Genomic DNA, 13,493 nt, shown 5'->3' on the forward strand with positions numbered 1-13,493 from the left:
GGGCACGTCTTTCCTTCCAGTAAGGCTTATCCAGCCAGTATCGGCTGGTCCATCGGTTTCTGACGCAGCCAGAACCCCAGCACCAGCCCCATCAGCGCCAGCGCCAGCACATACCAGGCCGGGGCCATCGGCGACACACCCATCAGCACCGTGACGGCAATCGGGGTCAGTCCGCCGAAGATGGCATACGCGACATTGTAGGAGAACGAGATCCCCGAGAAACGCACCTCTGCCGGGAAGGCGCGGACCATCACATACGGCACCGCGCCAACAACCCCCACGCATAGCCCCACCGCACCGTACAGCAGGAACAGCTGTTCAGGATGGCTACCCGCAAGATGGTAAAACGCCCAGCTCGATACCGCCAGCAGCAGGCTCCCCACGATAAAAGTCAGGCTCGCGCCAATGCGGTCAGCGGCCAGCCCTGCGGCCAGACAGCCAAAGCAGAGCATAACCGTGGCGATACCGTTGGCCTGCAGCGTCACGGCCGGGGGGAAACCATACTGTTTTTGCAGCCAGACCGGAGACATCAAAATCACCACGACGATCCCTGCAGACAGCAGCCAGGTGAGAAGCATCGACATCACAACCGCACCTCTGTGCCGCATCACCACCGTCTTAACCGGCAGCGCCTGCGCCAGGGCCTTGCGCTGGCGCATCTCAAGGAAAATCGGCGTCTCCTGCAGCCAGCGGCGCAGGTACATAGCCACCAGACCAAACGCCCCGCCCAGCAGGAATGGAAGACGCCAGCCCCACTCATGCACCGCCTGCTGCGTCATGCTGGTATTGACCAGAGTAGCAACCACCGACCCCAGCAAAATGCCGACGGTCAGTCCCGCAGTTAAGGTCCCGCAGGCGATACCAATACGACGTGCCGGCACATGCTCGGCGACAAATACCCATGCCCCGGGCACTTCGCCGCCAATGGCTGCTCCCTGAAGTAGACGCATCAGCAACAACAGGAGTGGCGCAACGATACCCAGTGAGGCATAGGTTGGCAGCAGGCCAATGGCCAGCGTCGGTACGGCCATCAGCAATATGCTGAGGGTAAACATCTTTTTACGTCCGACCAGATCGCCAAAATGCGCCATCACAATGCCGCCCAGCGGACGGGCCAGATAACCGGCAGCAAAAATACCAAACGTCTGCACCTGGCGCAGCCAGTCAGGGATGTCCGGCGGAAAAAAGAGTTCTCCTACGACGGCGGCAAAGAAAACAAAGATGATGAAGTCATAAAACTCCAGCGCGCCGCCCAGTGCGGCAAGCGAGAGCGTTTTATAATCCTGTCGATTCAGAGGTCGGGCGTTAAGCGGCATAAGCTAACCCTGGTAGCGTGGTTGTGGATGTAATTTTACAGAATTCGTAAAGAAAAAATTACTATACCGTAAAAATTTAGCCACGCTACAGCGTCGTCAACTAATGCCAGACATTGGTTAATTTCAGGTGATTGTTTCGCGGAGGGCACTTTTCGGGCGAAATGCTGCTACCACTTTACCATCGGTTTCAACATACGGACCGTCCAGCAACTGTATACAATACGGTACACTTGCAAAGATCCCCTGAACGATCACGCTGCCGTCGGCGGTTTTTAAGCCTTCCAGCGTCTCTTTGATCGACTTCGGCTGGCCAGGCAGATTCAGAATTAACGCCTGCTTGCGGATCACCCCGACCTGGCGGGAAAGGATTGCGGTTGGCACAAAGTGCAGGCTGATCTGGCGCATCTGTTCACCGAAACCAGGCATTTCACGATCCGCAACCGCCAGCGTGGCATCCGGGGTCACATCACGGCGTGCTGGCCCGGTTCCTCCCGTGGTTAACACGAGGTGACAACTCATCTCATCCACCAGCTCACACAGCGTTTGTTCGATGATCGCCTGCTCGTCCGGGATTAACCGGGTCTGGATTTCAAAAGGAGTTGTCAGCACGTTGTTCAGCCACGCTTCCAGAGCAGGGATGCCTTTATCCTGATAAACACCGCTGGAGGCGCGGTCAGAAATCGACACTAAGCCGATACGTAAGGTATTCATAGCCATTCCATTCAAAAAGTACTGATTAAAGGGAATGATACACGCAGCGGGGAAATTCAGACAGAGTACATAAGACGTCGCGTGACCGGGAGCCCGGTCACGCAGAATGATTACAGCAGGTCGCCAATCATTTTTTCCAGTTTTTCCTGATCGATGGCAAACTTACGGATCCCGTCCGCCAGTTTGTCTACCGCCATGGGATCCTGGTTGTGCTGCCACAGGAACTGGGATTCAGTGATGCGTTCAGGACGCGCTTTCACTTCACCGGTGTAAGACAGCTTACGTTCAATGGCGCCTTCGCTTTCTGCCAGCTCTTTCAGCAGCGCAGGCGCGATGGTCAGGCGGTCACAGCCAGCCAGCTCGATGATTTCGCCGACGTTACGGAAGCTTGCGCCCATTACCACGGTCTCATAGCCGTGCTGTTTGTAGTATTCGTAGATTTCAGTCACCGACACTACGCCTGGATCTTCAGACGCTGCATACTCTTTCTTGTCGGTGTTAGCTTTGTACCAGTCCAGAATACGGCCCACGAATGGCGAGATCAAATAAACGCCCGCCTCTGCACACGCCCGCGCCTGAGCGAAGGAGAACAGCAGAGTCAGGTTACAGTTGATCCCCTCTTTTTCCAGCTGCTCTGCAGCGCGGATGCCCTGCCAGGTAGATGCCAGTTTGATCAGGATGCGGTCGTTGCTGATACCCGCATCGTTGTACATTTTGATCAGACGTTTTGCTTTGGTGATAGACGCGTCGGTATCGTAGGACAGACGAGCATCCACTTCGGTAGAGATACGGCCAGGCACCAGTTTCAGGATTTCCAGACCGATGTTCACTGCCAGTTTGTCAGTGGCGTCCACAACCTGCTGCATGCGGTCGGTGCTCTGTGCTTTCGCCCAGGTCACGGCGTCATCAATCAGTTTACGATACTCAGGGATCTGCGCGGCGTTAAGGATCAGAGAAGGGTTAGTTGTGGCATCCTGCGGCTGGTACAACTTCATTGCCGCGATATCTCCGGTGTCAGCTACGACAGTGGTGAACTGACGAAGGGAGGTCAATTTATCCGTCATGATAGTGTTTCTCTTTTAACGTGCCCTGGATAATTCACGCTACCGACAGCATGCCTGCAGCGGAAAAATGACAGGTTTACTTGTTAGGGGGATGTAACCGGTCTGCCCTGATGATAACACGACAGAGGGGTAGCGCAACCGCAGACAGTGCGCTGAGGCAGAGTATGATAAACTCGACTTATTAACAGGCTGCTAAGTAACAGCATGGTCAATCAGTGGTAGCGCTTACATATTCACACTGGCAACAACAAGAGGGACGTTAGTGCCTGATTTTCTTTATTTTATAATTGAAGTTCTGTGGGGTTCAATCATGATATATCTGCTACTGGGAGCAGGTATATGGTTCACCTTGCGCAGCGATTTTATCCAGTTTCGCTATATCCGCAAGTTCGGCAAAAGTCTCAAAAACAGCCTGACCCCGCAGCCGGGTGGATTGACCTCGTTTCAGGCCCTCTGCATCAGCCTGGCCGCACGCGTCGGTAGCGGCAATCTGGCGGGCGTTGGGCTTGCCATCAGCGCCGGGGGACCGGGCGCGCTCTTCTGGATGTGGGTCACGGCGATTGTCGGCATGGCGACCTCGTTTGCCGAATGTTCGCTCGCGCAGCTTTTCAAAGAGAAGGATAAGAACGGCCAGTTTCGCGGCGGCCCGGCCTGGTATATGTCTCGCGGGCTAGGAATGCGCTGGATGGGTGTCCTGATCTCACTCTTTCTGCTTATCGCCTACGGTCTTATTTTTAACACCGTGCAGGCCAATTCTGTCGCGCATGCGCTGCGTTACGCCTTTGACTTTCCCGAGTGGCTATCCGGTGTCGTTTTAGCCGCCTTTATCCTTATCGCTATTTCAGTCGGTCTTCGAGGCGTCGCCCGTATGATGCAGTGGATGGTCCCTGTAATGGCGCTGGTGTGGATAACCGCCAGCCTGTTTGTAACTGCGCAGCACATCGACCAGGTGCCATGGATCATTTCGACCGTCTTTAAAAGTGCCTTTGGCTGGCAAGAAGCGGCGTCGGGAGCAATGGGTTATACCCTTAGTCAGGCGCTGACGGCAGGTTTTCAGCGCGGCATGCTCTCTAATGAAGCCGGAATGGGCTCCACACCGAATGCCGCCGCCACCGCCGCTTCATGGCCCCCTCACCCGGCGGCGCAAGGCATTGTGCAGATGATTGGCGTTTTTACCGATACCATCGTCATCTGCTCCGCCAGCGCCATGATTTTGCTGTTAGCCGATCCTGCCCCGCACGGCACGGAGACTGCCGGGATACAGCTCCTTCAGCAGGCAATGGTGAATCTTGCCGGGAGCTGGGGCGCCGGATTTGTCGCACTGATCGTAATTCTGTTCGCCTTCAGCTCAGTGGTGATGAACTACATGTATGCCGAAAACAATCTTATCTTTCTTAAGCGCGACTCACGCCACTCGCTCAGGCTGCTGCGCCTTGGGGTGATACTGATGGTGGTGGCAGGCTCCCTGCTCAGCATGCCGCTGGTCTGGCAGTTGGCGGACGTCATTATGGCCCTGATGGCGATAACCAACCTGACGGCGATTTTACTGCTCTCGCCGGTCGTCACGCTTATCGCGCGGGACTATCTGCGCCAGCGTAAACTGGGGGTTCAGCCAGTGTTTGATCCCACGCGCTATCCCGAAATCGAAGCGCAAATCGCCCCGGGCTCCTGGGATGATTTGCCACGGCAATAACAGCTATCGATCAATTCAGGGCGATTTTTTGCTAAAGTCGCTCTACATTTCCTGCAAGGACTGGCTATGCTGATTCTGATTTCACCTGCAAAAACGCTCGATTACCAGAGCCCGCTCGCCACCGAGCGTTATACCCAGCCTGAACTGCTGGACTATTCGCAACAGCTGATCCACGAAGCCCGTAAGCTCTCTGCGCCGCAAATCGCCTCGCTGATGAGCATCAGCGACAAACTGGCGGATCTGAATGCCACCCGTTTTCATGAATGGCATCCGGCGTTCACACCGGGCAACGCGCGCCAGGCGCTTCTGGCGTTCAAAGGCGATGTCTATACCGGCCTGCAGGCGGAAACGTTTAGCGAAGCCGATTTCGATTTTGCCCAGCAGCATCTGCGCATGCTGTCGGGGTTGTATGGCGTACTGCGCCCGCTGGATTTGATGCAACCCTATCGTCTTGAGATGGGGATTCGCCTGGAGAATGCCAAAGGGAAAGACCTGTATCACTTCTGGGGCGACATCATCACCGACACGCTCAACACAGCGCTGCATGCGCAGGGCGATGACATCGTGATCAATCTGGCATCCGACGAATACTACAGATCAGTGAAGCCAAAGAAACTGGAGGCGCAGATCCTCAAGCCGGTTTTCCTCGACGAGAAAAACGGCAAGTTCAAGGTCATCAGCTTCTATGCCAAAAAAGCGCGTGGCCTGATGAGCCGTTATATCATTCAGAACCGCCTGACAAAGCCGGAGCAGTTGAGCGAATTTAACACCGACGGCTATTTCTTTGACGAAGAAGCATCAGGAAAGGGTGAGCTGGTGTTTAAGCGTCACGAGCAGTAAAAAAGCCGGGTGCGGCTTCGCCCACCCGGCCCTGGAATAGCCTTCTCTGTAGCAGCGGATTTTTATCCGCGAGTCATCATCAACTTACGCAGCGCGGCGAAGTCCGCTGGCAACTCATGGGACAGCAGAGGGAGGTCGGCGCGGTCAGCCAGCGCTTTTGGCAGGGGCAGGGTTTCACCCAGAATCGCTTCCACGCTCTCTTTAAACTTCGCCGGATGGGCAGTTCCCAGGAACAGGCCGTATTCACCGGGATTAAGCTGGTCGCGCAGCGCTCGGTAGGCAATCGCCGCATGCGGTTCAGAGGTATATCCCACCGCTTTCAGCTCGCGCATAGTGGCTTTGGTCGTTTCATCGGTCACCGAAGCGTAACCCAGTTCCCCCAGACGCCATACCTTACGGCGAAACAGCTCTTCCACGCGCGGCCAGTTATTCGGCTGGCTCACGTCCATGGCGTTTGAAAGCGTCGCCTGAGTGACGTTTGGCGCCCATTTTCCGTCTTTCAGGAAACGCGGCACGGTGTCGTTAGCGTTAGTCGCGGCAATAAAGCGTTTCACCGTCAGCCCCAGGGATTTCGCCAGCAGGCCCGCCGTCAGGTCGCCAAAGTTTCCGCTTGGTACAGAGATAACCAGCTGATTACGCGCTTCCTGCGGTAATTGCGCCACCGCTTCGAAGTAGTAGCAAATCTGCGCCAGCAGACGGCTGATGTTGATGGAGTTGGCCGAGTTCAGACCCAGCGCCACTTTCAGCTCTTCATCATCGAACGCCTGTTTGACCAGCGCCTGACAGGCATCGAAATCACCGTCAATGGCTACGGTTTCAATGTTGCCGCCGAGCGTACAGAACAGTTTTTCCTGCAGCGGGCTGATTTTGCCTTTCGGGTAAAGGATCACCACGCGGATATTCTTCAGGCCGTAAAAGGCATGCGCCACGGCCGCACCGGTATCACCGGAGGTGGCGGTGAGAATAGTCACCGGCTTATCACTGCTGATGTGCGTCAGCATCTGGGCCATAAAACGGCCACCGAAGTCTTTAAACGCCAGCGTCGGGCCGTGGAACAGCTCCAGGCAACCTATATCAGGCTCTACCTGCTTCACCGGCGCCGGGAAGGCAAATGCCGCCCGTACGCGCTGTTCCAGCAGCGCCTGCGGAATTTCATCCCCGATGAAGGCAGAAAGGATCTTTGCGCTGCGGGTGACAAAGTCCAGCTTCAGCAATTCATCAATATTGGTCAGGGGTAGTTCAGGCAGATCGTGCGGGAAAAACAGCCCCTGATTTTTGCCCAGTCCCTGCGTCACCGCCTGCGCAAAGCTGACCTGCTCGTTATGATCTTTCAGATTGTAGAGTTTCATTTGTTATCCCAGTACTCGTGCGCCCGCCGTGTCCAGACGGCAAATATGAACAAAGCCTTCCTGATTTTGCAGGTAGTGTTTAGAGAGCCAGTCCGCCACGCGCTGTGCCGTGTCTGGCTTATCGCACAAGGCAAACAGCGTCGGGCCGGAGCCGGAGATGCCGCACGCCTGTGCGCCGATATCCAGTGATGCCTGTCGCGCCTCGTTGAAGCCAGGCAGCAGTTTGGTGCGATACGGCTCAGCAATCACGTCTTTCATCAATTTTGCCGCCAGCTGCGGCTGACGGGTGTAGCAGGCATGAATAAAGCCCGCGAGATGGCGTCCGTGAGCGATACAGTCCTGGCGACGATACTGCGCAGGCAGTATCGCCCGCGCTTCTGCGGTAGAGACCTTAATGCCCGGATAAGCCAGTACCCACAGCCACTCATCGAAGCCTGGGATCTGCTGGCTGATGATGCCATTTTCTTCAATCATCAGTTGCATCCCGCCAAGGAAACACGGCGCCACGTTGTCGTAATGGATGCTGCCAGAAATACGCCCTTCCAGCTCGCCCATTAGCCCCAGCAGGCGAGTGTTGTTCAGCGGCTTGCCGCAGTGCTCATTCATCGCCACCAGCCCGGCGACCACGGAGCAGGCGCTGGAGCCGAGCCCTGAGCCAATTGGCATACTTTTTTCCAGCGTCATGGCGACCGGCACGTTTTTACCGATCTCCTGACAAAAACGCTCCCAGCACTGATAAACGATATTTTCCCGCGGGTCAGACGGCAATTTGCTGGCGAAGCGGCCCACGTTATTCAGACTGAAGCTTTCCGCCGCTTCAACCGTCACCGTATCGCCCAGCAGCGACCCCTCTACCGGTGTGACCGCCGCACCCAGCACATCAAATCCGACGCTCATATTGGCGCTGGAAGCCGGGGCATAAACTTTGACCATGTTAAACTCCTAACTTCCATGACAGGGTACGCAGCAGATCGGCAAACACGCCCGCCGCCGTCACGTCGTTCCCTGCGCCATAGCCGCGAAGCACCAGCGGCAATGGCTGATAATAGTGGCTGTAAAACGCCAGGGCGTTTTCGCCATTTTTCACTTTGAACAGCGGATCGTTGCCATCCACTTCGGCAATCTTCACACGGCACACGCCATCGTCTTCAATGTTGCCAACATAGCGCAATACCTTACCGTCATCACGGGCTTTCGCAACGCGTGCGGCAAAGGTATCGTCAAGTTGCGGCAACTTCGCCATAAAGGCGCTGATATCACCGCTGGCATCAAACGCTGCCGGCAGCACCGGTTCAATCACAATATCCGACAGTTCAAGCTCGCGGCCCGTTTCACGCACCAGGATAAGCAACTTGCGCGCCACATCCATCCCCGAAAGGTCGTCACGCGGGTCCGGCTCGGTATAGCCCAGCTCACGTGCGGCACGAGTTGCCTCTGACAGACTCATCCCTTCCTCCAGCTTGCCAAAGATAAACGACAGTGATCCAGAGAGAATACCGGAGAAGCGCTGCAGTTCGTCCCCCGCGTTGAGCAAGTTTTGCAGGTTTTCAATAACCGGCAGCCCTGCCCCCACGTTCGTGTCATACAGGAACTTACGGCGCGACTTGCTCGCCGCCAGACGCAACTGGTGATAGTAATCCATCGACGAGGTGTTGGCTTTTTTGTTCGGCGTCACCACGTGGAACCCCTCACGCAGGAAATCGGCGTACTGATCGGCCACCGCCTGGTTCGAGGTACAGTCGACAATCACCGGGTTAAGCAGATGATACTCTTTCACCAGGCGGATCAGGCGGCCCAGGTTGAACGGATCTTTCGCCTCGTTCATCTCCGCCTGCCAGTTTTCCAGGTTCAGACCGTGAACGTTTGTTAGCAACGCTTTTGAATTGGCGATCCCGCACACGCGCAGGTCGATATGTTTCTTTTTGAGCCACGCCTGCTGTCGCTTAACCTGCTCCAGCAGCGCGCCGCCCACGCCCCCCACGCCGATCAGGAACAGCTCGATGACCTGGTCGGTATTGAACAGCATCTGATGAACCACGCGCACGCCGGTGGTGGCATCGTCGTTATCAACAACAACGGAGATAGAACGCTCGGAGGAGCCCTGGGCAATCGCCACAATGTTGATATTCGCGCGCGCCAGCGCGGCAAAGAATTTAGCAGAGATCCCGCGCAACGTACGCATCCCGTCACCGACCACGGAGATGATTGCCAGACGTTCCTGAATGAATAACGGTTCCAGCAGTTCCTCTTTCAGCTCGAGGAAGAACTCCTCTTCCAGCGCACGACGCGCGCGCTGGCAGTCGCCCTGCGGTACGCAGAAGCTGATGCTGTATTCTGAAGACGACTGGGTGATCAGCACCACTGAAATGCCCTTACGGGACATTGCGGCAAAGACGCGCGCCGCCATGCCAATCATCCCTTTCATGCCCGGCCCGGAAACGCTGAACATGGCCATGTTGTTCAGGTTAGAGATCCCTTTTACCGGGAGATCATTGTCATCGGAACGGGCGCCAATCAGCGTACCTGGCGCCTGTGGGTTACCGGTATTTTTAATCAGGCAAGGGATTTGGAACTGGGCAATCGGGGAGATGGTACGCGGGTGAAGCACTTTAGCGCCGAAGTAGGAAAGCTCCATCGCTTCCTGATATGACATTGACTTCAGCAGTCGGGCATCGGGCACCTGCCGCGGGTCACAGGTATAGACACCATCGACGTCAGTCCAGATTTCACAACAGTCTGCACGCAGGCAGGCAGCCAGAACGGCTGCTGAGTAGTCAGAGCCGTTACGACCCAGCACCACCAGTTCACCTTTCTCATTTCCGGCGGTGAAGCCCGCCATCAGGATTATGTGGTCAGACGGGATTTTGCTCGCGGCGATGCGACGGGTTGATTCGGCGATATCAACGGTCGATTCGAGGTAGTGGCCCACCGCCAGCAGTTTTTCAACCGGGTCGATCACCGTCACACTGTGACCGCGCGCCTCCAGCAGACCCGCCATGATGGCGATTGAGAGTTTCTCACCGCGGCAGATTATCTCCGCATTGATGCTGTCCGGACACTGTCCGAGCAGGCTGATACCATGCAGAACATGTTTAAGTTGAGCAAGCTCCTGTTCGACAAAGGCTTTCAACTGGACGAGCGGAAAGCCCGGCTGTGCCTTAGCGAGCCCCTGCAACAGCCCGGCAAAAATACGCTCGGCGTCGCTGATGTTCGGGAGTGCATCCTGGCCGCCGATGGTTTTTTCAATCATCGCCACCAGATGGTTAGTGATTTTTGCCGGGGCAGAGAGCACGGTTGCAACCTGCCCCTGCCTGGCGTTGCTCTCAAGGATGTCGGCAACGCGCAGAAAGCGTTCTGCATTTGCCACTGATGTACCGCCGAACTTCAACACTCGCATGGTTCTACCTCTTATCCTTTAGCCGAAAAAAAAAGCCCGCACTGTTCAGGTGCGGGCTTTTTCTTGTTTTTCCTGTACGCGTCAGCCCGCATCGTTACCTGTGGTAATGATGATGGTTGTGGTAATAGTGGTGATGCTGATGCGTGTCATAGATATTGTGTACTCTGTCATTATTATCTGTCTGTGCAGTATCCTTTTAGGGTTAAAGGATTGGACACTTTAAGTCAATGATTTTTTGATTTTATCACAATTGAGCCGACTCTTACGTCTGGCTGCCTGAGGTTTTATTTTCATCCGATTCAGCCATAAGCGCACCATAATATCAGTGTGTTAAGCCATATTTAAAACCTATGACAGCATTTTACTCGGCTAACTTTTTTTCGATATCGTGCAGCAATCGGTGCAGCATTGCCGTGTCGCGTTGCTGAAGACGTCCCAGACGCTGTTGCAACCAGTCCGCCATTTTTTTATCGTCGGCCACGCCTAACTGCGATAACAGACTCGTCACGCGCGTGCGCAGCGCGGCCAGCGGGTTTTCGTCCGTCTCAACAACCGGCGGTTGCGGTATTTGCATTAAAGATGCTAATTGATAGCAATAAACCATTACCGCCTGGCCTAAATTCAGCGACGGATAATCAGCCGCCATCGGTGCGCCGGTAAGAACGTCTGCCAGGGCCAGTTCATCGTTGGTTAACCCGGAATCTTCACGACCAAACACCAGGGCAGCGTTGTTCAACCAGCGGCTTTTCTCTTCCAGCATCGGCACCAGTTCGGCAGGCGTGGCGTAATAATGGAACTTTGCCCGGCTGCGCGCGGTGGTCGCCACGGTGAAAGAGACGTCGTGCAACGCATCGGCGAGCGTAGCGTAAGTGCTTATATTATCGAGAATATCGCCCGATCCATGCGCCACCCAGCGGGCCGCTGGTTCCAGATGGGCGCGGCTATCTACGATACGCAAATCGCTAAAACCCATGGTCTTCATGGCACGCGCCGCCGCGCCAATATTTTCGGCTCTGGCTGGGGCAACCAGTACAATCGACAGATGCATTTATGCTCTCTTTTTAGTCAGTTAGCGGGTAAAAATGTGATGCGCCTCAACATATTACGCAGCACAAATTTACAAAATTGCAACACAAATCACCGAAATAGCGTTTCATAACAAATTAAAAGCGCTAAACTATTTTGTGACTGAACAATCAGTTAGAATGTTAACAGAAGCTTATTATCCATATGTTTTATAATGATAATCACTACGGGAATATCCCCTTATAATTGGATTCATGTTATTTATAAATCAATATCCGCAACTAATTGGTTTGTTGAAAAATTGTGATAAAGGCTAGCATTAGGCTACGATGATTTCATCAAACTGTTAACGTGCTACAATTGAACTTGATATATGTCAACGAAGCGTAGTTTTATTGGGTGTCCGGTGTCACTTAGCCTGTTATGTTGCTGTTAAAATGGTTAGGATGACAGCCGTTTTTGACACTGTCGGGTCCAAAGGGAAAGTGCCCACGACCAAGCTAATGATGTTGTTGACGTTGATGGAAAGTGCATCAAGAACGCAATTACGTACTTTAGTCACGTTAGGCCGGTCATGTTAATTTGCAACATGCATCAGGCAGGTCAGGGACTTTTGTACTTCCTGTTTCGATTTAGTTGGCAATTTAGGTAGCAAACATGCAGACCCCGCACATTCTTATCGTTGAAGACGAGTTGGTAACACGCAACACGTTAAAGAGCATTTTCGAAGCAGAAGGCTACGATGTCTTTGAAGCGACCGATGGCGCAGAGATGCATCAGATCCTTTCTGAAAATGATATCAACCTGGTCATTATGGATATCAACCTGCCGGGCAAAAACGGCCTTCTTCTGGCACGCGAGCTGCGTGAACAGGCGAATGTGGCGTTAATGTTCTTGACGGGCCGTGACAACGAAGTTGATAAAATTCTTGGCCTGGAAATTGGCGCGGATGATTACATCACCAAACCGTTTAATCCTCGCGAGTTAACCATTCGTGCCCGCAATCTGCTGTCCCGCACCATGAACCTGGGTACGGTCAGCGAAGAGCGTCGTAGCGTAGACAGCTACAAATTCAACGGCTGGGAACTTGATATCAACAGCCGTTCGCTGATTAGCCCTAACGGTGAGCAGTATAAACTGCCGCGCAGTGAGTTTCGCGCGATGCTGCACTTCTGTGAAAACCCGGGCAAAATTCAGTCCCGTGCAGAACTGCTGAAGAAAATGACCGGTCGCGAGCTGAAGCCTCATGACCGCACCGTGGACGTAACCATCCGTCGCATTCGTAAGCACTTCGAATCTACGGCTGATACGCCGGAAATCATCGCCACAATACATGGCGAAGGTTACCGTTTCTGCGGTGACCTGCAGGAATAATCCGCACGTAACGCATTAAAAAACGGCGCATCGCGCCGTTTTTTTTACTTATGCCACGGCATAATTGGTACTGCGCTTATTGCGTTTTTAGGCGAGCCATCCACCACTTTGTCGGAATAGGCAAGGTAGGCCAAAGTATTACGTTTGGCATCGTAGAAACGCACCACCTGCAGTTTTTTGAACACCAGCGAAGTACGTTTCTGGAACACAACATCCCCCTGCGCCTTACCGTTTTTAATTTTGTCACTCAGTTCAACCGGGCCGACCTGCTGACAGGATATTGCGGCATCGGAGGTATCTTCAGCCAGCCCCAGCCCACCTTTAATCCCCCCCGTTTTCGCCCGGCTAACGTAGCAAGTAACGTTTTTCACATCCGGGTCGTCGAATGCTTCCACCACAATTTTATGGTCCGGGCCAAACATTTTGAACACGGTATCGACAGAACCAATCTGTTCTGCCTGCGCGCCACGTCCAGCCAACAGCACGACAGCGGTAAAGATCAATGTCTTGTATTTCATATTGTTACCATTCTTTAAAATTGCATTGTGCGATTATTCAACACTTTAGATAAAAATGTAGCAAGATCACAGGATTAGAATATATTTGCCATAAATATGGGTCAAAAGGCATTAATGCGCAAAAAAAACACTGAATGCTAAAACGTCAAAAAATGCTATTATCCGCTAACCTGTTATCAGGCACCTGCTGTTTTAAGGATGAGGA

The 13,493-nt window shown here is 54.0% G+C and carries 13 protein-coding genes and 1 other annotated feature; of the genes, 3 read left to right on the plus strand and 10 right to left on the minus strand.

Translation table 11 applies throughout. The annotated features are described in order from the left end of the window. Nucleotides 1-26: 26 nt before the first annotated feature. From NL510_RS19790 to tal, 3 genes are all read right to left on the minus strand, one after another. Nucleotides 27-1,316, minus strand: a complete 1,290-nt coding sequence (locus NL510_RS19790; RefSeq protein WP_253379550.1) for an MFS transporter — start codon at nucleotides 1,314-1,316, stop codon at nucleotides 27-29. Nucleotides 1,317-1,439: 123 nt separating this feature from the next. Continuing rightward, on the minus strand, nucleotides 1,440-2,027 hold the full coding sequence (gene mog, locus NL510_RS19795) for a molybdopterin adenylyltransferase (protein ID WP_253379551.1): 588 nt from the start codon (nucleotides 2,025-2,027) through the stop codon (nucleotides 1,440-1,442). 110 nt (nucleotides 2,028-2,137) lie between these two features. After that, nucleotides 2,138-3,091: a transaldolase gene (gene tal, locus NL510_RS19800; RefSeq protein WP_253379552.1), complete on the minus strand. Its 954-nt coding sequence runs from the start codon at nucleotides 3,089-3,091 to the stop codon at nucleotides 2,138-2,140. A gap of 262 nt (nucleotides 3,092-3,353) precedes the next feature. Here tal and NL510_RS19805 point away from each other — a divergent pair, with 262 nt between their 5' ends. Continuing rightward, nucleotides 3,354-4,784 carry an alanine/glycine:cation symporter family protein gene (locus NL510_RS19805; RefSeq protein ID WP_253379553.1) on the plus strand — a complete coding sequence of 477 codons (1,431 nt, stop codon included), beginning with the start codon at nucleotides 3,354-3,356 and terminating at the stop codon, nucleotides 4,782-4,784. A 66-nt stretch (nucleotides 4,785-4,850) separates the two neighbouring features. Continuing rightward, nucleotides 4,851-5,624 carry a peroxide stress protein YaaA gene (gene yaaA, locus NL510_RS19810; protein WP_253379555.1) on the plus strand — a complete coding sequence of 258 codons (774 nt, stop codon included), beginning with the start codon at nucleotides 4,851-4,853 and terminating at the stop codon, nucleotides 5,622-5,624. A 62-nt stretch (nucleotides 5,625-5,686) separates the two neighbouring features. Here the strand turns inward: yaaA and thrC are convergent, their stop codons facing one another. From thrC to yjjY, 6 genes are all read right to left on the minus strand, one after another. Then, nucleotides 5,687-6,973: a threonine synthase gene (gene thrC / locus NL510_RS19815; protein ID WP_253379556.1), complete on the minus strand. Its 1,287-nt coding sequence runs from the start codon at nucleotides 6,971-6,973 to the stop codon at nucleotides 5,687-5,689. Nucleotides 6,974-6,976: 3 nt separating this feature from the next. After that, nucleotides 6,977-7,906, minus strand: coding sequence for a homoserine kinase (gene thrB, locus NL510_RS19820; RefSeq protein ID WP_253379557.1), 930 nt, complete (start codon nucleotides 7,904-7,906; stop codon nucleotides 6,977-6,979). A gap of 1 nt (nucleotide 7,907) precedes the next feature. Next, nucleotides 7,908-10,370: a bifunctional aspartate kinase/homoserine dehydrogenase I gene (gene thrA, locus NL510_RS19825; RefSeq protein WP_253379563.1), complete on the minus strand. Its 2,463-nt coding sequence runs from the start codon at nucleotides 10,368-10,370 to the stop codon at nucleotides 7,908-7,910. 25 nt (nucleotides 10,371-10,395) lie between these two features. Then, nucleotides 10,396-10,513: a sequence feature (Thr leader region), on the minus strand. After that, entirely contained in the window at nucleotides 10,452-10,520 is a 69-nt protein-coding gene (gene thrL / locus NL510_RS19830; RefSeq protein WP_253385028.1) for a thr operon leader peptide, read from the minus strand. Its footprint overlaps the feature before it by 62 nt. Nucleotides 10,521-10,731: 211 nt before the next feature. Continuing rightward, nucleotides 10,732-11,418 (minus strand): tRNA/rRNA methyltransferase, encoded by a 687-nt coding sequence (locus NL510_RS19835; protein ID WP_253379565.1) that lies wholly within the window; start codon nucleotides 11,416-11,418, stop codon nucleotides 10,732-10,734. A gap of 399 nt (nucleotides 11,419-11,817) precedes the next feature. Beyond that, nucleotides 11,818-11,958, minus strand: a complete 141-nt coding sequence (gene yjjY / locus NL510_RS19840; protein ID WP_001541509.1) for a YjjY family protein — start codon at nucleotides 11,956-11,958, stop codon at nucleotides 11,818-11,820. A gap of 95 nt (nucleotides 11,959-12,053) precedes the next feature. Here yjjY and arcA point away from each other — a divergent pair, with 95 nt between their 5' ends. Then, the gene (gene arcA / locus NL510_RS19845; protein WP_253379567.1) at nucleotides 12,054-12,770 is read left to right on the plus strand and encodes a two-component system response regulator ArcA; all 717 of its coding nucleotides are present in this window, start codon (nucleotides 12,054-12,056) and stop codon (nucleotides 12,768-12,770) included. A gap of 44 nt (nucleotides 12,771-12,814) precedes the next feature. On the opposite strand, the gene creA is transcribed toward arcA, so the two are convergent. Further along, complete coding sequence (creA, locus tag NL510_RS19850) at nucleotides 12,815-13,288, minus strand: protein CreA (protein WP_253379569.1); 474 nt, start codon at nucleotides 13,286-13,288, stop codon at nucleotides 12,815-12,817. Nucleotides 13,289-13,493 lie beyond the last annotated feature (205 nt).

Origin of the sequence: unidentified bacterial endosymbiont, from assembly GCF_918797525.1 — a bacterium.
Taxonomy (GTDB): domain Bacteria; phylum Pseudomonadota; class Gammaproteobacteria; order Enterobacterales; family Enterobacteriaceae; genus Enterobacter.

Coding starts and splice junctions, on each gene's coding strand:
- thrB (WP_253379557.1), bottom strand. CDS start 7,906: ATGGTCAAAGTTTATGCCCCGGCTTCCAGCGCCAATATGAGCGTCGGA.
- mog (WP_253379551.1), bottom strand. CDS start 2,027: ATGAATACCTTACGTATCGGCTTAGTGTCGATTTCTGACCGCGCCTCC.
- thrC (WP_253379556.1), bottom strand. CDS start 6,973: ATGAAACTCTACAATCTGAAAGATCATAACGAGCAGGTCAGCTTTGCG.
- creA (WP_253379569.1), bottom strand. CDS start 13,288: ATGAAATACAAGACATTGATCTTTACCGCTGTCGTGCTGTTGGCTGGA.
- NL510_RS19790 (WP_253379550.1), bottom strand. CDS start 1,316: ATGCCGCTTAACGCCCGACCTCTGAATCGACAGGATTATAAAACGCTC.
- NL510_RS19835 (WP_253379565.1), bottom strand. CDS start 11,418: ATGCATCTGTCGATTGTACTGGTTGCCCCAGCCAGAGCCGAAAATATT.
- thrA (WP_253379563.1), bottom strand. CDS start 10,370: ATGCGAGTGTTGAAGTTCGGCGGTACATCAGTGGCAAATGCAGAACGC.
- yaaA (WP_253379555.1), top strand. CDS start 4,851: ATGCTGATTCTGATTTCACCTGCAAAAACGCTCGATTACCAGAGCCCG.
- tal (WP_253379552.1), bottom strand. CDS start 3,091: ATGACGGATAAATTGACCTCCCTTCGTCAGTTCACCACTGTCGTAGCT.
- arcA (WP_253379567.1), top strand. CDS start 12,054: ATGCAGACCCCGCACATTCTTATCGTTGAAGACGAGTTGGTAACACGC.